Annotated in this window: 21 protein-coding genes; 11 read left to right on the plus strand and 10 right to left on the minus strand. The window is 43.0% G+C overall.

Translation table 11 applies throughout. The annotated features are described in order from the left end of the window. The first annotated feature begins 13 nt into the window (after positions 1 to 13). A complete protein-coding gene (locus J8N69_RS08940; RefSeq protein WP_168825365.1) occupies positions 14 to 715 on the plus strand; it encodes a transposase in 702 nt (233 codons plus the stop codon). Between the two features lie 33 nt (positions 716 to 748). On the opposite strand, the gene J8N69_RS08945 is transcribed toward J8N69_RS08940, so the two are convergent. From J8N69_RS08945 to polA, 9 genes are all read right to left on the minus strand, one after another. After that, the gene (locus J8N69_RS08945) at positions 749 to 1,939 is read right to left on the minus strand and encodes an IS4 family transposase (RefSeq protein ID WP_168825367.1); all 1,191 of its coding nucleotides are present in this window, start codon (positions 1,937 to 1,939) and stop codon (positions 749 to 751) included. Positions 1,940 to 2,102: 163 nt separating this feature from the next. Next, a complete protein-coding gene (locus J8N69_RS08950; protein WP_168825369.1) occupies positions 2,103 to 2,564 on the minus strand; it encodes a hypothetical protein in 462 nt (153 codons plus the stop codon). Positions 2,565 to 2,809: 245 nt separating this feature from the next. Beyond that, entirely contained in the window at positions 2,810 to 3,013 is a 204-nt protein-coding gene (locus tag J8N69_RS08955) for a hypothetical protein (protein ID WP_168825372.1), read from the minus strand. Beyond that, positions 3,006 to 3,746 carry an ORC-CDC6 family AAA ATPase gene (locus tag J8N69_RS08960; RefSeq protein ID WP_456298957.1) on the minus strand — a complete coding sequence of 247 codons (741 nt, stop codon included), beginning with the start codon at positions 3,744 to 3,746 and terminating at the stop codon, positions 3,006 to 3,008. Before J8N69_RS08960 ends, J8N69_RS08955 begins: the two co-directional genes overlap by 8 nt. A gap of 15 nt (positions 3,747 to 3,761) precedes the next feature. Then, a complete protein-coding gene (locus J8N69_RS08965; RefSeq protein WP_168825376.1) occupies positions 3,762 to 5,015 on the minus strand; it encodes an ORC-CDC6 family AAA ATPase in 1,254 nt (417 codons plus the stop codon). A 3-nt stretch (positions 5,016 to 5,018) separates the two neighbouring features. Beyond that, a complete protein-coding gene (locus J8N69_RS08970) occupies positions 5,019 to 5,942 on the minus strand; it encodes a phosphoribosyltransferase-like protein (RefSeq protein ID WP_168825378.1) in 924 nt (307 codons plus the stop codon). Continuing rightward, positions 5,939 to 7,096 carry an Eco57I restriction-modification methylase domain-containing protein gene (locus J8N69_RS08975; RefSeq protein ID WP_168825380.1) on the minus strand — a complete coding sequence of 386 codons (1,158 nt, stop codon included), beginning with the start codon at positions 7,094 to 7,096 and terminating at the stop codon, positions 5,939 to 5,941. The genes J8N69_RS08970 and J8N69_RS08975 overlap by 4 nt, the downstream gene beginning before the upstream one ends. 1,584 nt (positions 7,097 to 8,680) lie before the next feature. Continuing rightward, positions 8,681 to 9,139, minus strand: a complete 459-nt coding sequence (locus tag J8N69_RS08980) for a hypothetical protein (RefSeq protein WP_168825382.1) — start codon at positions 9,137 to 9,139, stop codon at positions 8,681 to 8,683. A gap of 68 nt (positions 9,140 to 9,207) precedes the next feature. Beyond that, positions 9,208 to 11,958 (minus strand): DNA polymerase I, encoded by a 2,751-nt coding sequence (polA, locus tag J8N69_RS08985; protein ID WP_168825451.1) that lies wholly within the window; start codon positions 11,956 to 11,958, stop codon positions 9,208 to 9,210. 206 nt (positions 11,959 to 12,164) lie between these two features. On the opposite strand from polA, the gene J8N69_RS08990 reads away from it, so the two are divergent. Genes J8N69_RS08990 through J8N69_RS09000 form a run of 3 tightly spaced genes read left to right on the plus strand, consistent with a single transcriptional unit; the run spans position 12,165 to position 14,372 of the window. Continuing rightward, positions 12,165 to 13,127 carry a homoserine kinase gene (locus J8N69_RS08990; protein WP_168825384.1) on the plus strand — a complete coding sequence of 321 codons (963 nt, stop codon included), beginning with the start codon at positions 12,165 to 12,167 and terminating at the stop codon, positions 13,125 to 13,127. Beyond that, on the plus strand, positions 13,124 to 13,696 hold the full coding sequence (locus J8N69_RS08995) for a DUF1007 family protein (protein WP_211085032.1): 573 nt from the start codon (positions 13,124 to 13,126) through the stop codon (positions 13,694 to 13,696). The genes J8N69_RS08990 and J8N69_RS08995 overlap by 4 nt, the downstream gene beginning before the upstream one ends. 40 nt (positions 13,697 to 13,736) lie before the next feature. Then, a complete protein-coding gene (locus J8N69_RS09000) occupies positions 13,737 to 14,372 on the plus strand; it encodes a LysE family translocator (RefSeq protein WP_168825386.1) in 636 nt (211 codons plus the stop codon). Positions 14,373 to 14,422: 50 nt separating this feature from the next. Here the strand turns inward: J8N69_RS09000 and J8N69_RS09005 are convergent, their stop codons facing one another. Further along, the gene (locus tag J8N69_RS09005) at positions 14,423 to 14,980 is read right to left on the minus strand and encodes a TetR/AcrR family transcriptional regulator (RefSeq protein WP_168825388.1); all 558 of its coding nucleotides are present in this window, start codon (positions 14,978 to 14,980) and stop codon (positions 14,423 to 14,425) included. A gap of 238 nt (positions 14,981 to 15,218) precedes the next feature. Here J8N69_RS09005 and J8N69_RS09010 point away from each other — a divergent pair, with 238 nt between their 5' ends. The 7 genes from J8N69_RS09010 (at position 15,219) to znuB (ending at position 23,630) form a co-directional block, all read left to right on the plus strand. Further along, the gene (locus J8N69_RS09010) at positions 15,219 to 16,364 is read left to right on the plus strand and encodes an efflux RND transporter periplasmic adaptor subunit (RefSeq protein ID WP_168825390.1); all 1,146 of its coding nucleotides are present in this window, start codon (positions 15,219 to 15,221) and stop codon (positions 16,362 to 16,364) included. A 51-nt stretch (positions 16,365 to 16,415) separates the two neighbouring features. Next, entirely contained in the window at positions 16,416 to 19,520 is a 3,105-nt protein-coding gene (locus tag J8N69_RS09015; RefSeq protein WP_168825392.1) for an efflux RND transporter permease subunit, read from the plus strand. Positions 19,521 to 19,798: 278 nt separating this feature from the next. Next, the gene (locus J8N69_RS09020; protein WP_168825394.1) at positions 19,799 to 20,419 is read left to right on the plus strand and encodes a MarC family protein; all 621 of its coding nucleotides are present in this window, start codon (positions 19,799 to 19,801) and stop codon (positions 20,417 to 20,419) included. Between the two features lie 114 nt (positions 20,420 to 20,533). Continuing rightward, entirely contained in the window at positions 20,534 to 21,502 is a 969-nt protein-coding gene (locus tag J8N69_RS09025) for a nickel/cobalt transporter (RefSeq protein WP_168825396.1), read from the plus strand. Continuing rightward, complete coding sequence (locus J8N69_RS09030; RefSeq protein ID WP_168825397.1) at positions 21,502 to 22,011, plus strand: Fur family transcriptional regulator; 510 nt, start codon at positions 21,502 to 21,504, stop codon at positions 22,009 to 22,011. The genes J8N69_RS09025 and J8N69_RS09030 overlap by 1 nt, the downstream gene beginning before the upstream one ends. Then, complete coding sequence (gene znuC / locus J8N69_RS09035) at positions 22,008 to 22,784, plus strand: zinc ABC transporter ATP-binding protein ZnuC (RefSeq protein ID WP_168825400.1); 777 nt, start codon at positions 22,008 to 22,010, stop codon at positions 22,782 to 22,784. Before J8N69_RS09030 ends, znuC begins: the two co-directional genes overlap by 4 nt. A gap of 45 nt (positions 22,785 to 22,829) precedes the next feature. Then, on the plus strand, positions 22,830 to 23,630 hold the full coding sequence (znuB, locus tag J8N69_RS09040) for a zinc ABC transporter permease subunit ZnuB (protein ID WP_168825402.1): 801 nt from the start codon (positions 22,830 to 22,832) through the stop codon (positions 23,628 to 23,630). The last annotated feature ends 14 nt before the right edge of the window (positions 23,631 to 23,644 follow it).

Below are 23,644 nucleotides of genomic sequence, written 5' to 3' on the forward strand. Positions count from 1 at the left end.
AAAGGAGTGAAATATGGCGAGGCTTCCCCGACTTTGTCCGATTGGTATCCCGCAACATATTATTCAACGTGGTAATAACCGCCAAGTGTGTTTTGCCAGTGAAGATGACTTCATCGCTTATGCACACTGGTTAACAGAGTACGCCCAGCAGTATCAGGTAAAAGTCCATGCATGGGTCTTTATGACCAATCATGTACATTTACTTGCAACGCCGATGACCGAGGGCGGTATATCGAAAATGATGCAAGCACTGGGACGCCGCTATGTCCGTTACTTCAACTACACCTACCAAAGAACCGGCACATTGTGGGAAGGGCGGTTTAAATCTTGTGTCATCAGTGCTGAGGAATACTTTTTTATCTGCCAGCGATATATCGAACTAAATCCCGTTAGAGCAAATATGGTCGCTCATCCAGCAGACTACAAATGGTCGAGTTATCGCTTTCATGCTCAGGAGTCACTGGATCTACAAAGTGAACTTTGGCAACCACATGAACTTTATCTCAAACTTAGCCGTCAGCAGGAAACGCGAGCGAAGCGTTATCAAGCTTTATTCAAATACCACATCCCAGAAGAAGAACTCGGACGGATTCGATCCGCTACGCATTCAGATATGGCACTGGGAAACGAACGTTTCAAAGAGGAGATCGAGAAGCTAACGGGTAGGCGAGTGACGCCAAGAAAACGCGGTAGAAAACCAAGTCAGATGGATTAAATTTTCATCTGACCCTGAGGTATCCCCACAAAATTACGCATGCTTAGACCCCTTCGATAACTGTTGGACGAGTTGTCTGATTCCATTCCTCCAATCCTGTTTTGATATTTGGAAACGTGTCATAACAGCTCGTTTCCCAAGGTAAAAGTGTGATAGAACTCTTCGCTTGCGTAGTGTATTGGCTTGGAAGCGGTTCGCATATCCTGCCAACTCTATAACTTTACCGACTAAAACAAGCAACAGCGCAGTAAGAGTTGTTAGCAGCATTAAGTTGCTCAACCGCTGTATTTTGAATGTATAACTTAGCTCAAATCCCAAGCCGAATCGGCTGCTTTTTATATCGCGAAACCCTTCTTCAATTTGCATTCTCGTTTCATATGCCCTGACGCAACGTTTCGCAAAAAGACGGTTCACTGGAAGAGAAGACACTAATAACCAAGGCTCTTTTGCTCCTCTTGCTGCGGTGAGTGAAGACAAGGAAGCTCGTCTGTTTCCTTTCTGATTTATAGAATGACGTCCCTTAGGGCAGCTTTTGTAGAGAACAAACTGGTTGGTGACCGGACTCGACTGGCGATGTTTAAGCTCTAGATGCTGAGGTTTTTGATTGGCGTTTGAGAATAAAGTGGATATACAACGCCAAGCTTGAAGCGAGTTATCATAGTACTTACGCGGCCTTCTGACTCGCCCGACATAATCCCAACCTTGCTTCACCACTTCCTCTAGCCAAGGTGTCTTAAATCCAGCGTCCGTTACAATGATGGGCTTTGCTTTACTTGGCAGCAGTGCTTTTAAAACGCTTAAAAACTGTCGATGTGTTTTAGGCTTTTCTTTTGTGAGCTTGTCATGGACTTCTTCATAAAGCGTAATAGATCGCCCCTCAAAAGCCATGCTGGCGCGAATTAGAAAGTGTTGTCCACGAGCATCCAAATCAGACCAATCCACACTAATGATTGGACGCGTTTGAATCAGAAAGAGCCGGCAGATATAAGCGTAAATCGATAATGCTTCGCGGCGTAAATTCGGGTTGGAGAGCAATCGGTCTGATTGTTTAATGCGGTGCTTTTCGTACGCTTTTGATTGGATACCTCGACCGATACTCGTCACGGTGCAAAGATTACCTTGTGCTAAGCTGAGTACACAAGCGGATAGCGCCTTGCGTCGAGTTTTATGCATATTTGGGCTGACAAGAGGAAGGATTTTGTTCAGAATAGTGGTCGCGTTCATGGCTCTCGTGTTTGGTTGTTTTTGGCGAAATTATTGATCACCAAGGGCCATGAACGTTCCCTTCTTACGTTAACTAATTGTTATTTATATCAAATTCGTGGGGATACCTCAGCATCTGACCCCAATTGCTCATCTGACTCCAATTGTTCGTTAATAACTATTTTTAGATAGTAGAGTACATACTATATAAATGTATTTTTCCTATTCCTAGTGATCTATCGATACTTTTGACTGGAAAGTCATAAACTGCACTTATATTTTTTTTACGAGTGTTTTTCTTGAAATTGTTTATTAAAAACAAAGAAATTGCTATGGTCGAGGGCTTAGTTCCTAATGGAGCTAGTATGATTTTTTCATAAGCATCCCATAGTTCATCAATTTTTTGATATAAAGCATATGGGTTTAAACTTGAGCATAAAGATAAAGAGCATTGATGAGTTTTTTTAAAGTGTCTTAAATTTGACTTGATGGATCTATTCTCCCACCCTACTTTATACGCTGGAATAGCAATTAGACCAGTAATAGAGCTGTATTCTCTTCCATCATCTGAATTTAACAATTGCCCTAATCTCATTGGTTCAAAACCAAGAGGTGCTACTATAGCTGCCTTTTCATCTAAATTCATCACTCCAAAATTTGGGAGGTGAGAAAAAATATTTTGATTTAAACTTAAATCAAAATCTATTTCTTCTGGTGTAGTAGATTCTTTCTTTTTATATTCCCTTGGCTCTAAGTAGATAATATCTATTTCGATTTCTTTAAAGCTAAGCTCTCTTAGAATATAAGTTAATTCTGGAAAATCTAGAGAAGTGGATTCTATTAATACTTTATCCCCTACCTTAGGGAAAAAAGAATTTATTTTGTTTGGGTTTATTTTTTTTCATTTATTTCAATTTCTTTTTTTGAATTTATCCATCTTATTTTTGTTTTTACCACACCTTCATTTTTTTTGATTTCTGAAATTATTTTCCTAGTTCTATCATCAATTTCAACCCCATAAAAAATATGGGTGTAATTTTTAAAATTAATATTGTTCAAAGAAGGTAGTATTTTTACTCTTTTGATTTCAATCATAAAAACTCAACTGTATTCCGTTTTTTTCTTCTGAGTTGTAAGGGTCTTCATTTACTTTCCATTTTTTTTGAAAGTTGTTAAGTAATTTTTTGAAGTCTTCATCGCTTCCTTTGATAATGGTAGAGAAATCTGTAGAAGAAAGACTTAATTTTCGACGTTTTGTTGGGCTTATTCCAAAGTGAGATGATAATACAGGATGCAAAATATAATCATATGATTCAATGTTAGTGTCAGATTTTACTTTTGTACTTGCTTCTTCGAATAAAACTGACCAAACAAGGCACTCATTTAATAGCTTTCTTGACTCTTTATCTAATGAGGCTAATCCTGAAATAGGAATGCTAAAATGATTTACTTCAGGTTCACTTTGAGATTTTCGTGCTTGGCTATTAAGGAATAAAATACCAAAACGTAATGCAATTCGTTTTAATAGATTTCCATGAGCTCCGAGATCTGCAATTTTATCTAATTCTAGCTTGCTTGTATATTTTGTCGCTTTTGCCTGAATATCGATAGGAATCGGATCTGCTGGAGAAAAATCATCTAATGAATCTTCGGCTTTAACAATTGCCTGATGACAGAGCTCTATAAAGTGACGTAAATTTCCTCGGGACATCAAAGTAAATTGATCAAAACCAGAATAAATTGGACATATTCTATTAGGTGTGGCGTTATATATATAAATAATAACGCCTTTTAGGTTGTTTGGAATCCAGTTATCATATTTTGAGATTTCTCCATTTTTATATTATAAAAATTCCTTATGTAATATTTCCGGAAACATAGATTTAGATTTTCTATTTAATAGTGCACCATTTACAATACTAGCTTGTTTATAATTAGGGTCTAGAAAGTCACTTATGAGATAGTCAGAATTATGAAGTTTTAGACCTGAGTCAATTAAGTTTTTAAGTTTGTTGTTTAAGGCGTTGTTTTTTAGTATATCCTCAGAAATTTCTGACATAGTTGTTTTCGGGAGTATTTTTTGTACAATAAATTTGATGTTCTTTAAATATTTATCTGATCTTCTTGTACTTATTAACTCTGGATCCGAGCAAATATCAATAAATTCTTCTAATTCTGTTATATGATTATCTTGTATCCATTTAAGAACAAACACTTCAGCCGCTAAGTTTTCAAAGTCTTTTGAATAAATTTCGTCTAAATCAATAAGTCTAAAATCATTTCTCCCGACAATTTTCTCTTGGCTTTTTGTTTCTCTACTAACCTCGGAATGTTTTTTATGGGCTATTGAAAATATTAAGTTTTGAGAGCTGTGTTTAAGCCAAGTGTTAATTATTTTTTGTTGCTGATTTGTTAAGTTTTCAAACTCATCTACAAATATAGTGAAGATTGATTTCTGAAATACGGAGATATTAATTGATAGTCTTTCTGTTATGAGCTTTAAACTAGACACAAGATCTATGAAGCTAGGGGGGATGCTAGAGTCTGGTGAGTTTATCCAGTTGCATAGGTCGAAATTTATATCTTCAAGCTCTTCTTTGCAATCGATAAATTTTTCTTTTTTTATGCCTAGTTTTTGTCTTATTGGCTTTGGTAATTCAAAAGAGGCTATTTTTTCTATTTCATCTTTAGAGTTGAATTTAGATCGTAAAATGTTTTCAAGCATTTTTGCAAAATCAATCAAAAGTGTTAATGTCATTAGGCTATTAAATGATCGTTCCCATTTTTCTCCTAGTAACTTTTCATTTATATTTTGTGTGAAGAAAGTATCTGGTCTCCAATGGAAACCTATGAATTCAAAATCTTCATTTCTAATAATATCTTTTTTAGGGCTAAATGTAGTTGGATGGCAGTGATATTTTAAAAACATGGTTTTACCTGAACCTCTACCTCCAACTAAAACTGTAGGTTTTGTCCATTTTTTTAAATCAAAACGTCCTTCATTTCTTGGGTGAACAAACATCTTCCAAAGGTCATCTGGTAATTCCTCTGTACGATTTTTTGCAAATATTTCAGATAAAGATCTAATCCTACTCATTATTTATCTCACAGCTAAGTTTTTCCAATGCTCATCTTTATATGTAAGCAATGTTAAATTATTATTTGGGGTGGAGTTATTAAATAGGTAAGTGAGCTCCTCTTCCCCAAATCCTAAAGGATTATTGATTTTTTTATTGATTGTTTTACACAATTCAAGATATATTTTTTTGAATTTCAAATGGCCATCTTTAGATTTTACCGTCAACATTTCATTATTTTCATTGAAAAAATTAGAACCGTTATTTATTATTTCAATTGGATGTATTTTTATATTTTCATATTTATTGTTAAGGTATAAGTAGGAGTTTTCTATCGCGCTTAATGGACAATATATGAAGAAAAAAGGAGAACTTTCGATGTTAAACTTTTTTATGAAAGTTTCTAGTTGTTCGCCTGTACATAGCATATCATCAATAATTATAATGGCTTTTACAATTGTTTTAGCCGTTTTTTGAAAGTCTGAACTATTAATTCGATCTATCGATAGTATAAGGCTTTTATCGAAATAATTGCGTTGTAAGTTTCGTAGAAGAGTCTGCCCGCTTTTGGCTGTTTGGTGGTCAACACTCTCAATAGTAGTAAATCTTATTGGAATGTTCGATCTGGCGTCAGATGACGATATATCATTCATCCAGGTTGAAATATCCTTTATTTCATAAATTGAGTTATCTTCTAGTATTTGTGGTAAATGAACCTGAAGAAGGTGTGTGAAAAAAGCTTTTTCTGCATCTTGACTTCGATATATTATACTTTCAAGAATAGCACAAGCTAGGTATTTTTCAGCACCATCATTGAAATTATTGTACCAATTTAAGAGTGAAACTTTTCCAATTGCATCCCAATAATTTAAGTCTATCAAATGCTTGCATTTTTCAATTATTCTGTCACAGATTTCTTCGTGGTTTTCAGGTAATAAATCTTTCATAATATCATTGGGAACCTGTATATTTCTGAAATAGTTATATGCTTGGCTCCGACTCCTTTTGATACGGATTTTAACCAAGAAACTCCAAAACTCGACTTTAAACTTTGATAAACTTTATATCTTATAGATTCATCTTTTATTCTTATTACAATAATACAGTCAGAAATTGCTTTTCCTCCTATATTAGAAATGTTCACTTTTCCAATAGATCTACTACCTACTCTGGCAACTAAGATATCACCTGGTATAGAATATATGAAATCTTTAGGAGCTTCTTTGTGTTTTTTTTCTATGTTACAGTTTTCGATATTATTTGTATGTATATAGTCTATATTTAAATTTTTTAAATATTTCCCTGAATGTTTTCCTCTAATTATTTTTGTTTCCAACTCTCTTAAAGTAGTCTTCGATATTGAAATGGGTTTGTTATAAAAATTATAATCACCTCTATTAATGAAGTCATTTTTTTGGATAGTTATTTTCTTTGTAGAACCTAACTTCGAAAGGATAATGTTTGAGTGTTTAGGTTTTTTGTTTACTATTTGGATTATATGGGTTTTAGCTTCTGTTCCTACAAAAGATTTTGGTGGGATTTCTATGATTCTTTTAATTGTGTATTTTTTAAATAATTCTTCTCTAAACTTTTTTAGCCTTATATTAGTTAATATTCCATCTGGTATCACATAAATAAATTGAGCATCATTTTTTAAAAGCAATAGGCCATGAACTATAAATATTAATTCTGTAGGTATAAACTTTGAATTTAGTAGATATTTTAAGTTTGTTGCTTCAAGTGTTTCTCTTAACTCATCGATTAATGATGATTTTCCATATGGTGGGTTGCCGATTACTAAATCAAAACGTCCATAGTATGAAATTATTTCTTTTATTGTCGTTTTTCTTGTACTGTCCTTTAAAATTGCAGTGCAACTGTCAATATTATTGGATATGTATTTTACATTTTTCGGGTCTAAATCTATAGCAACACAACTTTTTAATTTTTTTATTTTTTTTACTGCTTTAATTAGAGCTCCTTCACCTGCTCCGATATCTATGCACGAATCAACCTCTCCCGATATTATAGAGGCCATGAATTTTGCAATATCTTCTTGTGTATAATACTGAGAAAATGTTTTTTTATCTTGAGCAGGCATTATCCTTTCCTGATACTAGCTTTTTTGAATTAGGCTGTATTTTTAATTTTTTGAATTTTATAGATCTTTTCTTTTAGATCTATCTTCTATCGGTTCAAACTATATTTGACCATAGTTAATTTACAAAAATGTATTTTTTATTAATTGTAGAGGTTACCAGCTCTTTTGGTGCTATGTCATTGGTATCTAATCTTCGGTCTATTTTCAAGTCTAGTATACTTGCTCATTTTGAAATTGTGGGCACAATGAACGATCACGCAGTCCTGTCATTTGTGTTTTTACATTAATTGAGTTGGTCGTTTTTTACAGGTTAGAAAAGCAATATCTGTTTCGGATCCTATGATATTATGTATCTGATAGATCTTTTCAAATACCCGAACCATTACATTCACCATTCTATTTTTGATAGGTAACAAAAACATTCCTGCAATTGAGTAAATTTATTTCATTGATTGAATCGTTTCTAGTTATTTAACTATTCCTTGTTAGCCTCTCATTCCGCTTTTCAAGCGTACAAACGTCAAAAGGTCTCTAGGAAATTAAATGAGTCAATCATTGCAACGGTAGCCTGTTTAATGTTCCATTAATATAGTTGTAACGCCTTAACACTGCAATTTTTACCATCCGCAGCAATTATTGCTGTGGCGGTAAGTGGAAAAGCGCTTCATTTAAAGTGTTTGCTCTATGGGCTGTATGTGACATCCTTGATCCTTAAGTCGTCTTGACGAGCCTGTCAATTTTGCATAGCATTATTCACGAGTGCTTTGGATATCCCTGCTTTTGCAGCCCACCAAAGACAAACGAAATATAAAAAAAGCCATGCATCTGCGTGGTTTTTTTTATTCTAAAGTAATGTATTTCTCATTACGAGAATAAATCACCACAGCCTTCACTATAAGCATCACTTCCTTTTGTCGCTTCCAACATTAGAGCCAACCCGCTTTTTTGTAGCACATCTAAAACGTCTTCTTGTGGTTCGGATCAGAGCGGGTTACTTCCTAAGAAAATCGTTCAGTAGCTAAGATTTTTGTTCAGTTTGGCCGTTTAGCTAAGAAAATTGTTACGCTTTACTGCTTTTGAGTGTCACTTAGAGGGTTCTGCCGAACTTGAAGCAACCGTTAGGAAGGTAGAATTTCATAACGGTCAGTTATATACTTTGTAATAACACGGCTCCTTTCAATGAGGCTACTTGATGTAGCTGATTTGCTTAGGAGTTTTTTTGTGCTCAAAGAAAGTCAGAAGCCGCTAGGGGCTGCGGGTAAAAAAGCTTTAGATCAGACTATCTTGGTTATTTTACATTCTGCCTGAAGGTTCTTTATCATTGACTGTTTGTTGTCGGTTGCAATACGTTGGTGTCAGTACTAAAATTGATCATGTAGAAGGGCTTAACATATGACTCATTACTGGATTGTCCATATGTTCTCACGCTACCAATGATTCGCCAGTGACATCATTGTTGATGGTTAGACTAAACATTGTTTAGTCACCCTGACCCCAAAGAGCTAAAGAGCTAAAGGGCTGCCACGAACTATCATTTTTTATTTTAAAAAAGAGCATTTGTCACGCTCTTTTTTTATGCCTGTTTTATATCATTGCGATAACTGTCCCTGGGTGGGATTTTCTATCGTAGGCACTGATAATGTCGTAATAGGTTTTGTCTTTGGATAATCTTAAAATGACCAGCCCCGTCTTGGACTCAATAACCAGCGCGGCGTTTTCGTCTTTCACCGTGTCAACAATGACGGTTGCTCCGTCAGTGATGATAGATTCTATATAGCCCGATACTTGGCTTGGGCAGGTAATGCCAATTTCTTGGCTATGTTTTTCATAGATATGTCTAACACCAAATGCTCCCGATCTTGTTCTTCCAAAACCTGCAAAGCCGACTTTCAATCGAATTTCTAGTTCTGGCCAGTGAGCGTTGTTTTTAGGAAAGGTGCCAAATGAAAGTGAACCGTTCGTTGTCGTAACAAAGGCGTTTTTACTTCGTTTGTGCGACATCCATTCGACTGAAAGGTCGCCATGTAGAATGGTGGTTTCCATTTAATCCCTTAAGTTTAAAGTAGGCTCTTCCTTGAGCCTTGCTCGTATTCATTTGTTATTTTAGAGCCTTAATGCGCCTCGTCCCAGTTGTCTCCAACCCCCGCTTCAACCAGCAAAGGCACGTCAATCTGACTACTATTCTGCATGATGTCGACGATTTTTTCTTTGGCAGCGTCGATGTCTTTTTCAGCCACTTCGAAGATGAGTTCATCGTGTACTTGCATGATCATTTTTACATCTAGGTCGGTGCTCTGCAGCCAGTCGTGCATTTTGATCATGGCGCGTTTGATGATGTCGGCGGCGGAGCCTTGCATCGGGGCGTTGATGGCGGTGCGTTCGGCGGCTTGGCGCATCATGGCGTTTTTCGCTTTGATGTCTGGTAGGTACAAGCGGCGGCCGTAGATGGTTTCGACATAGCCTTTTTCTTTCGCGCTTTCGCGGGTGTTTTCCATGTATTGCTGTACGCCGGGGTAACGTTCGAAGTAGCGTTTGATGTACTTGCCTGCTTCTGGACGACCAATGCCCAGTTGTTTCGCTAGACCAAAGGCCGACATGCCGTAGATCAAGCCGAAGTTGATGGCTTTGGCGCGGCGGCGTTGTTCTGTGGTGACCTCGTCTAGGCTGACTTCGAAGACTTCCGCGGCGGTGGCTTTGTGCACGTCGGCGTCTTTGGTGAAGGCGTCTAATAAGCCCGGATCTTGTGACAAGTGCGCCATGATGCGTAATTCCACTTGCGAGTAATCGGCCGCGACTAGCTTGTAGCCCGCTGGTGCGATAAAAGCTTGGCGAATACGACGACCTTCCGCAGAACGGATGGGGATGTTTTGCAAGTTCGGATCCGTCGACGACAAACGACCAGTCGCGGTGATGGCTTGGTGGTAAGAGGTATGAATGCGGCCGGTTTTTTGGATCATTTCTGGCAGTTTGTCTGTGTAAGTGGATTTCAGCTTAGACAGTGTGCGGTGTTCCATGATCAAGCGTGGCAGTTCATGGTCTTGCGCCAGTTCTTGCAAGATAGGTTCGGCCGTGGAGGGCTGACCTTTGGGGGTTTTCTTGATCACTGGCAAGCCTTGTTTTTCAAACAAGATCACTTGCAGTTGCTTGGGCGAGCTTAGGTTGAAGCTTTCACCCGCTTCTTCGTGGGCTTTGATTTCCAGTTCTTGTAGCTTGCCAGCGATTTCACTGCTTTGAATATGTAAGAGTTCTGGGTCGATCAAGGCGCCGGTTTGTTCCATTTTCGCCAAGACCGGAATCAATGGGCATTCGATGTCTTTAAAAATACTGACCAATTCTGGCGTCGCTTCGATTTTCGGCCAAATCGCTTCATGCAAACGCAAGGTGATGTCGGCGTCTTCGGCGGCGTAAAACGCCGCCACTTCTAGGTCGATTTGGTTAAAGGTTTTTTGCTTGGCACCTTTGCCGGCGATGTCTTCAAAGCTCACGTTGGTGTGGCCGAGGAACTTGCTGGCAAGGGTGTCCATATCGTGACGGGAGCTTACGGAATTGTACACGTACGATTCCAACATGGTGTCGTAAGCGATGCCGCGTAAGGTAATGCCGTAGTTGTTGAGTACGTTGGCGTCGTATTTTAGGTGTTGGCCGACTTTCGCTTGGCTGTCGTCTTCTAACCAAGGTTTCAGCTGTTCGAGCACCCAAGCGCGGTCTAGTTGTTCTGGCGCGCCTTCATAATCGTGCGCTACCGGAATATAGGCGGCTTCGCCCGCTTTGATGGAGAAGGACAGGCCAACCAGTTCCGCTGCCATGTAGTTCAGCGAGGTGGTTTCGGTATCGAAGGCGACCAGCTCAGCCGCTTGGATTTTCTCTAGCCAAACGCCAAAGGTTTCTTTATCCAATACCGTGGTGTAGTTGGCTTCTAGATCAGATTTAACCGGTGTGTCGACTTGGCCGTTTTGTTCAGAGGAAATATTGCCCATGGTGTCGCTGGCGGATTCGACGTTTGGGGCTTTGTCTAGGTCGGTCAGCCAAGTTTTAAATTCTAGTTTGGCATACCATTCACGTAGGGTGTCTTTGTCGGCTTCGCCGTTTTTCAATTCGAGGGAGTTGAAGGGCAGTTCCACGTCGCATTTGATGGTGGCTAAGGTGTAAGACAGCTCGGCCATTTCTTTGTTGTCGACCATTTTTTGCTTCATGGTTTTGGAACCACGAAAGCCCAAATCGGCGATCTCGTCTAGGCGATTGTAAATGTCTTTGATGCTGCCCAACCCTTGCAGCAAGGCAAGGGCGGTTTTTTCACCCACGCCGGGTACGCCGGGGATGTTATCGACCTTGTCGCCCATTAAGGCTAAGTAATCGATGATAAGTTCGGGTGGGATGCCGAATTTATCTTTCACGCCTTGGATGTCCATGACGGTGTTGTTCATGGTGTTCACTAGGGTGACTTTTTCGTTGACCAGCTGTGCCATGTCTTTATCGCCCGTGGAAACAACGACCTCGCGGCCCGCTTCACCCACTTGTTTGGCGATGGTGCCGATCACGTCGTCGGCTTCTACGTTATCGATGATCACCAGTGGCAAGCCCATGGCTTCCACCATGCGGTGAATCGGCTCGATTTGTGGACGAAGATCGTCCGGCATGGGCGGGCGGTGGGCTTTGTATTCGCTGTAGATCTCGTCGCGGAAGGTTTTGCCCTTGGCGTCGAAGATGATCACCATCGGCGAATCTGGGTAGGTTTTGATGAGGCTGCGGATCATGCTGATCACACCGCGTGTGGCGTTGGTCGGGTGGCCGTCGCGGGTGTGCATCGGTGGAATCGCGTGGAATGCTCGGTAAAGGTAAGACGAACCGTCTACCAGAACCATAGGGGATGTTTGTGTTTTTGAATCCGTAGCCAAAATAGAACCTCTTTTTAATCGGCGGTTATGGGCTCTATTCTATGTGTTTATGATGAATTTTTCAGTGTTAAAGATGAATTTATACTTGGTTAATTGACCTTTTGATGCTTATTGTGGAGCATAGGCGCTTCTTTTTTCATTCCATCTTTTTTTAGACAACAATAGGTAAAAACTTGGCTGTTTACACTTCCCTTTCTGACTCTGACATGCGGGCCTTAGTGGCCGATTATTATTTAGGTGAACTGGTTTCGTTCCAAGGTATTTCCGGCGGTGTCGAAAACACCAATTATTTTTTGACCACGACAACGGGCAAATACGTGGTGACCTTGTTTGAAGAATTTCAGTTAGAAGAGGTGCCTTACTTTTTAGATGTGGTCGCGCATTTGAAACACAAAGGTTTTAATGTTCCTGCTGCTTTGATCGACATTCATGGTGAGCGACTACGCGAAGTAAATGGCCGACCAACCATTATTGTCGATTGTTTCCCCGGCAGCGAGTTAAAAAGCACCGATGAGGTTGCTTGTCGTTTGATGGGGGAAGCCTTGGCGAAGTTACACATTGCGGGTGAAGATTTCCCTGTTCATCGTGACAGTCATCGAGGCATGGCGTGGTGGCATAAAACGAGCGCCGCGATTGAGTTACAGTTGGAACCCGAACAAGCGCAATTGTTGTTCGCGCAAATCGCTGAATTCGATGCCTTTATTGCAGAGCATCCTGATCTGCCTAAAACCACCATTCATGGGGATTTGTTTTATAACAACACCTTGTTTGAAGGTCATAAACTCTCGGCCATTATCGATTTCTACAACGCGTGTCATTCTTGGGTGATGTATGACTTAGCCATTGTGGTGAACGATTGGTGTTCTGATATGGCAACAGGCGAATTAGATAAAGCCAAATACAAGGCGTTGATAAAAGCCTATTTGCACGAGCGAGAAGTCAGCTCTGAGGAAGTTCTAGCGTGGCCTTATATGTTGCGTATTGCGGCATTGCGTTTTTGGTTGTCTCGCTTGGAAGCTTGGCATGGCGCGAAACATGATCCTGAGCGTTTGGCGCAGCAGCATGATCCTCGTGAGTTTCAGCGTATTTTAGAAGCTCGGGTACGATATGCTCCGGCGTTGGTGGACTCTCTATGAGACAAGCGGTGCGTTATTTGAGTGTTTTTTTCAGTGCGTTGTTTGCTGTTTCAGCGATGGCGCACCCACACGTTTGGGTCGATTCTCAATATCGCGTTAATGTCGATCAAGCAACCATTGAAACGCTTGAGGCGACCTGGGGTTTAGATCTTTTTACCTCGACCAGTTTAATTGTCGAATACGATGTTGACGGTGATGGTGAATTAACGGGGCAAGAAAAGCTCGATATGATCGAGGTGTTGAAGAGCTTTGATCAATACGGCTTTTTTATCAAAATGAAGCAAGATGGCGCCGATATTGTACCCAATGAGGTACAGGTATTGGATGTTCGCGTTCGCGATCAGATGCTATGGATTCGCCTCGGTATTGCGCTGCCAACGCCAGTTAACCTTGAAACCTCGACCTTGAGCTTCGCGTTTGGCGACGATGAGTTGTATTTTGCCATGGAGCCTTTAGAAGAAGGTTTGGTGCGTTTGTCTGGTACTTTGTCTGAAACCTGCACCCCCATTGAGCGTGAAGCGGAAGAAACCTCGGTAGCGCTATGGGTGGATTTGACCTGCAAACCCTAACGCTATTCCTCTTATTTTAGCGCCTTTAAGGTAGAAGCACATGTTAGAGCATTTTCAATGGTTGCCGTTTTTAGCGACCATTACTTTGTTGACGATGAGCCCCGGTGTAGACACGATTATCGTCATGCGTAACGCTGCAGCGGGTGGTTGGCGATTGGGCTTTTTGACCAGTTTGGGGATTTGCATGGGCCTGTTTGCTCATGCGACTGTGTCGGCGTTAGGTTTGTCGGTGATTCTACTGGGCTCGGCTGGGTTGTTTACCGCGTTCAAGTTGGTGGGCGCGGCGTATCTGGTGTATTTGGGGGTACAAGCTGTTCGCAGTGCGATGAAGCCGGTGGGAATGACGTTTAAAGACGCTAAGAGTGCAAAGGCATTGACGGCGTGGGGCAGCTTTCGTCAGGGGATTTTGTCGAATGTGTTGAACCCTAAGCCGATTATTTTCTACATGGCGTTCTTGCCGCAGTTTATTGATCCGAGTCATTCGGCGTTGGCGCAATCGCTTTTTATGGCGTCTCTTCACTTTATCATCGCGATGCTGTGGCAAACGTTTCTGGCGCTTATGGTGCATAAAGCGCGAGTCTGGCTGGCGCGACCCAAAGTGGCGCAGGTGTTAGATGGTTTAACGGGCGTCTTGCTGTTGGGCTTCGGTGTAAAGCTGGCCTTGAGCCAACGTTAATCGTTCACTGGTTTATCGTTTACTGGTTATTGTCTACTGATTAGGCCATTTTAGGAAGGCGAGTTTGACGTGGTGCAGACGCCTTCCATTAACACTAATTCTATTATGGTTAATACTCTTGTTCTGGGCACTCGTCCTAGACGCTCTGCTTCTATCATGGTGAAGAATAAACCATGGAAGCATTCTGTAATTACCGCCGCACTAACGTCTACTCGGAAGTGACCACTTTGTTGGCCCTTTAAGAAGAAGGCATCGAGTTTTTCTTGTGCTTTTGTGCACTCGCAGTTTTCTAATAGCTCTGGTTGCCAGTGTTGAATGGTAAAGAGCGTTAACTCTTTATTTTTATAGCAGTTTTCCAGCAGTTTTCGTACCCCTTCTCTTGGCTGTGCCGTGTCTAAATTAGCGTCTTCTATCGCCAGTTTATAGGCGTTCATACTGCTGCTCTGTAGTCTTTCTAGCAGGCTTTCTCTAGTGGGGCAAAAACGATACAAGGTGGCTTTACTCACCCCGACGGCACAGGCAAGTTCTTGTAGTGACGCTCGTGGATGTTCCACTAATGCAAGCGCCAGTGCGTTCTGTAATGCCTCGTTTGTTTCGTGCTCAGCCATATCAGTATCCAGTTTACGTTTGAATAACCATATTTCATGATGGTTTATTATGTTACTCGTTTTTTGTGCCTTAGTGATTTTACGCAGAATATCTTTTATATGAAATCTTATATGCCAGTAAAAAGCAGAAATAAAAAGAACTTTATTGGAATCAAATGAATCATTATAGATTCATTTGGGTCATTTTAATACTATTAGAAACTGTTTTATCTCTGGCAAAAATATAAGGTATTAACCAATGATACGAATTCTCAAGAATGGACGAACGTTGCTACCGGCTTTGGTGGTGTTATTGATAGTGTCTGGCTGTACCCCAAGTGAGCCAGAGGCCCAAGTTAGTTCTCCTGCCAGTGCAAGAGCCGCTACCGTGATGGCTGTGCAACCGGTTGAATATGAAGAAAATGCGATTTTGCCGGGTCGAGTTGAACCGATCCGTGAGGCGGAAGTGCGCGCTCGTGTTCCTGGTATTGTACTGCACAGAAAGTTTGTCGAAGGGTCTGATGTTAAGGCAGGCGATGTGTTGTTTGAAATTGATCCAGCGTCCTTAAAAATCGCCCTTGCGCGTGCGAAAGGTGAGCTAGCCCGAGCAGAAGCAACCGTATTTGATGCAAAAGTATTGGTGGATCGTTATGCCCCTTTATTAGAGTCTCAAGCGGTGAGTAAGCAAGTATTTGATGCGGCGCAAGCGGCTTATCTGAGTGCAAACGCAGCGGTTATTTCGGCGAAAGCGGACGTGGACAATGCAGAACTGAACCTTGATTATGCAACGGTTCGCGCCCCTATTTCTGGGCGAATTGGGCGAGCAAATGTCAGTGAAGGTATGTTGGTGGGTCAAGGCGACACCACCTTGTTAGCCACGATTCAGCAGCTTGATCCTGTGTACATCGATTTCACTCAGTCCGTGACCGATAGCTTGAAATATCAACAATCTGTAGAAGAGCGCGCTGCCACTAACAGCACGATATTAATGGCTAAGTTGGATGGTTATAATACGTTTTTTGAAGGTGAATTATTATTCTCTGACAGTCAGGTTGATGAAAAAACCGGTAACGTCGTGTTACGTGGTCTGTTCCCTAATCCGAATGCAGTACTGTTGCCAGGTATGTATGTGCGCGTTAAAGCGGTGCAATCTCACTCTGCTCAAGCAATTTTGATTCCTCAGCGTGCTGTTATGCGCGGTCACGACGGCCGAGCATTTGTGTATGTTGTTAATGATCAAAATACCGTGGAATCTCGCCCTGTAGAAACGGGTTCAATGGCGCAAAACTTGTGGCGTATTACGGAAGGTTTGCAAGCCGAAGAAAAGGTAATTATAGACAACGCTGCTATGTATCAAGCGGGCGAAAAGGTAACAACATCCGTTAAATTGGCCTCAAATTCGTAGTTTTTCTTATTTTATCTTAACTGTTAAGACGTTTCCTTAGAGGCTGAATGCATGTCTAATTTTTTCATTGCTCGACCCAATTTTGCTTGGGTCATGGCAATCTTTATTTTTTGCGCGGGTTTGTTGGCGTTGCCCACTTTACCTGTGTCGCAATTCCCAGTGGTTGCACCACCGCAAATTGCGATTACAGCAACGTATCCCGGTGCGTCTGCTCAAGTATTAGTTGACTCGGTAACCAGCGTTATTGAGGAAGAGTTAAATGGCGCGAAAGGTTTGCTCTATTTTGATTCCTCCAGTAACTCAAACGGTATTTCCCAGATTACGGCGTCTTTTGAACCGGGTACGGACCCTGATTTGGCTCAGGTTGATATTCAAAACCGACTTAAAAAAGCCGAGGCGCGTTTACCCAGCAGTGTTATTACTCAAGGTGTGCAAGTAGACCAAGCCAGTTCTGGTTTCTTGATGATGTATGCTTTGACATTTAAAGGCGACGATTCTTCTAAGAGTATTGTGCGTTTGGCTGATTTTGGCGCCCGCAATATGAACAACAATATTCGTCGTGTAGAGGGTGTGGGTAAACTGCAGTACTTCGGTACAGAAGCCGCGATGCGTGTCTGGGTGTCGCCAGAAAAATTGTTGAGCTACGGTTTATCCATTGGCGATATTAATACCGCCATTAGAAACCAAAACGTGCAAGTCCCAGCAGGCAGCTTTGGCGGTCGTCCAGCCGATGATGCACAAGAACTAACGGCCAGTCTGGTCGTCAAAGGCTTTTTGGAAGACCCTGAAGAGTTTGGCGATATTGTGTTGCGCAGTAACGCGGACGGCGCGGCGGTTTATTTAAGAGATGTAGCCCGAATCGAGTTGGGCAAGCAAGACTATAACTTTGAAACCCGCCTAAATGGTAAAAAAGCCATCATGGGAGCGGTTCAGTTATCGCCTGGTGCGAATGCGATCGAGACGGTAAAAGCGGTTAAAGCGCGTGCCGCTGAATTGGAAGAGAATTTTCCAGACGATATTCAGATTAGTTTTCCTTATGACACCTCTACATTCGTCAGTGCCGCGATTGAAAAGGTTATTTACACCTTAGTTGAAGCCATTGTCTTAGTGTTTTTGGTGATGCTGCTGTTTTTACAGAATTTTCGTTACACCCTGATTCCTACCATTGTGGTGCCGGTTTGTATTTCAGGCACCTTTGCGGTGATGTCTTTGATGGGCTTTTCGGTGAACATGATGACCATGTTTGGTATGGTGCTCGCCATTGGTATTTTGGTGGATGATGCCATTGTTGTGGTCGAGAATGTCGAGCGTATTATGGTGGAAGAAGGGCTTTCGCCACCAGCTGCCACGATTAAAGCCATGGGCCAAGTGTCTGGTGCGATTGTGGGTATTACCTTGGTGTTGTCTGCGGTGTTTGTACCGCTTGCCTTTATGAGCGGCTCGGTGGGGATTATTTATCAGCAGTTTTCCATGTCTCTGGCGGTGTCAATTATGTTGTCTGGGATCTTGGCGCTGACTTTTACGCCAGCCTTGTGTGCGACTTTGCTGAAACCGATCAACCAAGAAGAGCATCATGAAAAAAGCGGATTCTTTGGCTGGTTTAATCGGATATTTGCAGGTCTGACGAGTCGCTATACAGTATTAAATGGCAAGCTGGTAAACCGTTCAGGGCGCTTTATGCTGGTGTATCTTGTGCTGGTTATCGGCCTAGGTTATGCCTATGTGCGCTTGCCTGAATCTTTTGTGCCTACGGAAGATCAAGGTTACATGATTGTTGATATGCAGCTTCCGGCGGGTGCGACGTTTTCCCGAACCAACGAAACCATGAAAGGCGCTGAGCAATTTTTGGGTCAACGGGATGCGGTTGAAAATGTCATTACCATAATGGGCTTTAGTTTCTCTGGTATGGGCGCGAATGCGGGTCTGTTATTTCCAACCTTTACTGATTGGTCAGAGCGCGAGCAGTCTGTATTGGATGAAACCGTGGCTTACAATCAATTCGCAGGCAGCATATCAGACGGCCGTTCTATGGCTGTTACGCCGCCACCTATTGAAGGTATGGGTAACTCGGGTGGTTTCTCGGTGCGTTTACAGGATCGTAGTAACCTAGGGCGAGAAGCGTTAACAAACGCCCGTAATACACTGCTTGGTCAAGCGAATGCGTCGCCTATTATTGCTTACGCCATGATGGAGGGCTTGGAAGATGCGCCGCAGTTGAGAATCAATATAGATCGTAAAAAAGCGACGGCATTGGGCGTGGGCTTTGAGTCGATCAATAATGCCGTATCAACAGCTTATGGTTCTGCCACTGTGAATGATTTTGCCAATGCGGGTCGTTTGCAGCGCGTTGTCGTGCAGGCTGATGTGGCCGATCGAATGACGCCAGAACGCGTATTGGAACTGCAAGTTCTTAATGACGAAGGCAATCTTGTCCCGATGCGCTCTTTTGCGAGCAGTTCATGGGAAATAGGCCCTGTTCAAGTCTCCCGCTACAATGGTTATCCTGCCTATAAAATTTCAGGCAGCCCTATGCCGGGATACAGTTCAGGTGAGGCCATGGCGGAAATTGAGCGCATTATTAATACGCTGCCAAAAGGCATTGGTTATGAGTGGACGGGGTTGTCTTATCAAGAAAAAGCCGCTGGTTCACAAGCGCCTATGCTGCTGACCATTTCTATTATGGTGGTTTTCTTGTTGCTGGTGGCGCTGTATGAAAGCTGGGCGATTCCCTTGTCGGTTATTTTGATCATACCGATTGGCGCCTTGGGTGCGGTCGCGGCGGTCTTTTTGACAGGCATGTCGAATGATGTGTATTTCAAAGTTGGCTTAATCACGATTATTGGTTTGTCAGCGAAAAATGCGATCTTAATTGTGGAATTTGCCAAAGACCTTTATCAGCAAGGTTATTCTCTAAAAAACGCGGCAATTCAAGCGGCTAAGTTGCGTTTTCGCCCTATTATTATGACGTCAATGGCGTTTATTCTAGGGGTTGTTCCGTTAACTCTGGCGACGGGTGCCGGTGCAGCGAGTCAGCATTCCTTGGGTGTGAGTGTTATTGGCGGGATGATTTCGGCAACTGTGTTGGGGGTGTTGTTCGTACCTGTGTTCTTTACATGGGTACTGGGGCGCGTCAAAAAAACACCTAACACCGACTAAATTTTTGCTTATCAAAACAACTAAGCCGTTGCAAAGTGTGACTTTGTAGCGGCTTTTCTTTTTTCAATTCACGGTTATTTATTCCTCACCTTTGCTGATTTTTTGCTAGAATTCTTTCATCTGCGCTCTCTTAGAGACGGTCTTTAAATAGATGGCGTTCAGGTGGCTATTTGTTGTGCCACAAGCGCGGTAAATTGGGGGAGTTCTGACGATATAACGTCGGATTTTTGATAATTAAGTATTTGGCTTTGCTCAATACTTTTCTGGTGAATGTTTACATGAGTTTATTGATCTCGACTTGGATTAAGTTCTTTTTCCTGTTTGCGCCGTTTTTTGTGTTGTCTATGTTTCTCGCGTTAACGCGCGGTGAATCATCGGCCTCGCGCCGACAGGTCGCAAATAAGGCCATTATTGCTTCAGTCGCAATTTCTATTGTGTTGCTGTTTTTTGGCGGCAGTTTGTTTGCGGTGTTGGGCATTACCTTGGATTCGTTCCGTATTGGCTCTGGCATCTTGTTGTTTATGTCGGCGTTGAGTTTGGTTCGGGATGGTACGCGGAATCATGCGGTTGGCATGCCCAGCGAAGAGCGTGATGATGTGTCTGTGGTGCCGCTGGCGGTGCCGACGATTATCGGGCCGGCGACCATTGGTACGATTCTAGTCTACGGTGCCGAGCTGCAAGGCTGGGACTTATTCCTCGGCTTGTGTGGTTTGCTGTTGGCGTTGGGTACCTTGACCATTATTTTGTACTCTGGTTCTTTGATCGAAAAAATGCTCGGCCGTACGGGGTTAAATGTCTTGTCTAAAATTACCGGTTTGATTCTGGCTGCCATGGCGGCGCAAATCTTTATGAGCGGTGTGATGGGGTTTTTACAGCCAGTGGTTCCTGCCATTAGCTAACGCTTATTAATTGACGTTGGTACAAAATGTGACGTTTCTGGGCTTTGGCTTCTCCTTGGGTTTTACTTGTTATATCATAACAAAATCGTATTCAACCTCAGGTGAGAGCCAATTATGGCGAAGAACGTCGCTTTTTTTCTGTTATCTTTTTTATTGCTGAGTCCACCGCTGTACGCTGCGGTGGAATTTTCGGTGTATCAAGACTTTATTCAGTGGACCCTTTCTCAACAGGCGACTTTTCATCGTGAATTGGTGTCTTTGGTTCGCTCTATCAGCAAGGGCGGCAGTCCGGTTTTATTGTGGGGTTTAATATCCACTAGCTTCTTTTATGGCGTGTTTCATGCGGCTGGCCCAGGTCATGGCAAGGCGGTTATTTCAGCCTACATGCTAGCGAGTAAAGCGCCGTTACGCCGCGGTGTGAGTCTGGCGTTTTTGTGCGCTGGCGTTCAAGCCGTCATGGCGATATTGGTTATTCTTGTGTTGAGTCAGGTGTTTTCTTTGGCCGGAAAAGCCATGCAAATCAGTCGCTTTTTTGAGATTGCCAGCTTTGCGGCAGTGGGCTTGATAGGTGTGTGGATTCTGCTGCGTTTACTGCGTGGTCAGTCCGGTTGCGGCCATGATCACTCAGAAGAAAGCCATTCACCAGATCATTTAACCGAACATCATCATTCTGATGCAGATCGGGGCCATTCACATGAACACTCTGATAACCATGCCTGCTGCGCACATCATGCCGATGAAGCTAAAACCGCTCGTCGTAGTATTTGGGCGATGGTCGCCGCCGTGGGGATTCGACCTTGTACGGGGGCGATTTTAGTCTTGTTGTTTTCTTTGAGTACGGGCATCTTTTTGTGGGGCATCGTTGCGACCTTTGCCATGGCACTGGGCACTGCGATTACGGTGGCGGTGTTGGCTGGGGTGAGTGTGTTGGTACGTGATACTGGGTTGGCGTTAAGCAGTGAACATCGTGTTTGGCGACAACGGGTGTCGCGCATTTTTGGGTTTATGGCGGCTTTTGCCTTGATCATCATTAGTGGTTCCATGATTTGGAGCTACTTGAGCAATGCAGGAAGGACGTTTTAATGACAAAACAAGATTTACAGTCTCATCAATATGGCGCGCGCCATAATCACGATCATTGTATTGATACGGCGCTTGCTACTGCAGAAACCTTGTGTGTTCAGCAAGGTCAGCGTTTGACGAAAGTACGCCGTCGCGCATTGGAGTTGATTTGGGAAAGTCATCGTCCACTGGGTGCGTATCAGTTATTGGCTAAGTTGGCGGAAGAAGGCTTCAACTCTGCGCCGCCAACGGTTTATCGTGCTTTGGACTTTTTATTGGGTGCAGGCTTGATTCATAAAGTCGAATCAATGAACGCGTATCTTGGTTGTTCTCATGCTGATAAGGCGCATAAGGGGTATTTTTTAATTTGCGACGAATGCCACAATGTGATGGAGTTTGATTACCAAGACATCCATGCGGCGTTGATTGCTAAAGCGGCTCAGCAAGGCTTTGAATTGCGCGCTGAAACCATTGAGTTAACGGGCTTGTGTGCCAAGTGCAAGGCGAACTCTGCAGGAGCCAACCCATGAGTAAGCGATTGGTCGCTTTTGAAAAAATTGGTATTGCATTTGATGGTCGTATTTTGCTGGATAATATCGATATGAGCGTCAGTGAAGGCGAGATTGTCACCTTGATTGGCCCCAATGGCAGCGGAAAAAGCACGCTTATTCGCACCTTACTAGGTCTGCAAGAGGCAACCTCTGGTGAGGTAGTGCGACACAAAACCTTGCGCATTGGTTATATGCCGCAAAAACTGCACATTGATCCGACGCTGCCTTTAACCGTAAAGCATTTTTTGGCCTTGGTGCGAGGTGTTGATAAACAGCAGATTCTTCCCACGCTGGAAAAGCTCGGCATTGCGCATTTGCTGCATTCCCAAGTGCATGTCTTGTCTGGCGGTGAAACACAGCGCGTGCTGTTGGCGCGGGCTTTGTTGAATCGACCCAATCTATTGGTGTTAGATGAGCCAGTGCAAGGCGTGGATGTGAACGGTCAGGTGGAACTTTATAACCTGATTGAAAGCATTCGTAATGAGCTTAACTGCGGTGTGTTGATGGTGTCCCATGATTTGCATTTGGTGATGGCGAAAACCGATACGGTCGTGTGCATTAACCAGCATGTTTGTTGTTCTGGTAGCCCTCAGCATGTGACTGGGCATCCGGCGTATCAGGCGTTGTTTGGCGTACCTGGCGCGGATGAGTCCATCGCTATTTACGCTCATCAGCACGATCATGTGCATGACGAACATGGCAGCATTTTATCTGACGATAATAAGGCTCACGCCCATTGTGAGCACCATTAATATCTCCCAGTTACCTAGTTAGTCGATTTTGGAGTCAGGAATACCATGTTAGATCTTTTGCTCAGAGCCTTGTTAGGCGGTTTGGGGGTAGCGGCGGTGGCCGGGCCGTTAGGGGCGTTTGTGGTGTGGCGACGCATGGCGTATTTTGGCGATACCTTGGCGCATTCGGCTTTGTTGGGTGTGGCGTTAGGCTTTTTGTTAGACATCAATTTGAATCTTGCCATTGTCGTCTTATGTGTTGGCTTGGCCTTGGTATTAGTGACCTTGCAGAAAAAACACATTATCGCCACCGATACCTTGTTAGGGATTTTAGCCCATTCGGCCTTGTCACTTGGTTTGGTGGCGGTGAGTTTTCTGGACAATATCCGCATCGATTTGATGGCGTATTTATTTGGCGATTTATTAGCCATTAACCAAGCCGATGTGTATTGGATTTACGGCGGTGGCTTGGCGGTTATCAGCTTATTAGTTGTCTTTTGGAAGCCGCTTTTGGCCGTCACCGTCAACGAAGAATTGGCAAAAGTAGAAGGTTATCCGGTAGAAGCGATCCGTCTATTATTGATGTTGCTGGTGGCACTGGTGATTGCCGTGGCGATGAAAATCGTTGGCGTGTTGCTGATTACCTCCTTGATGATTATTCCCGCCGCGACCGCACGCAAACTCTCCAAGACGCCGGTGCAGATGGCGTCCATCGCTAGCCTGATAGGTTGTTTGGCGGTATGTGGCGGCTTGTGGGCGTCTTATCGCTGGGACACGCCAACCGGCCCTAGTGTTGTGGTGTGCGCCGCTTTATTGTTCTTGATTGCTTATACCTTGCCGTTTCAAAAAATGAAGCGATTTGGCTGACCATAGCGTTAGCG

The sequence above is a fragment of the Marinomonas profundi genome (assembly GCF_020694005.1).
In the GTDB taxonomy this organism is placed as follows: Bacteria; Pseudomonadota; Gammaproteobacteria; order Pseudomonadales; family Marinomonadaceae; genus Marinomonas; species Marinomonas profundi.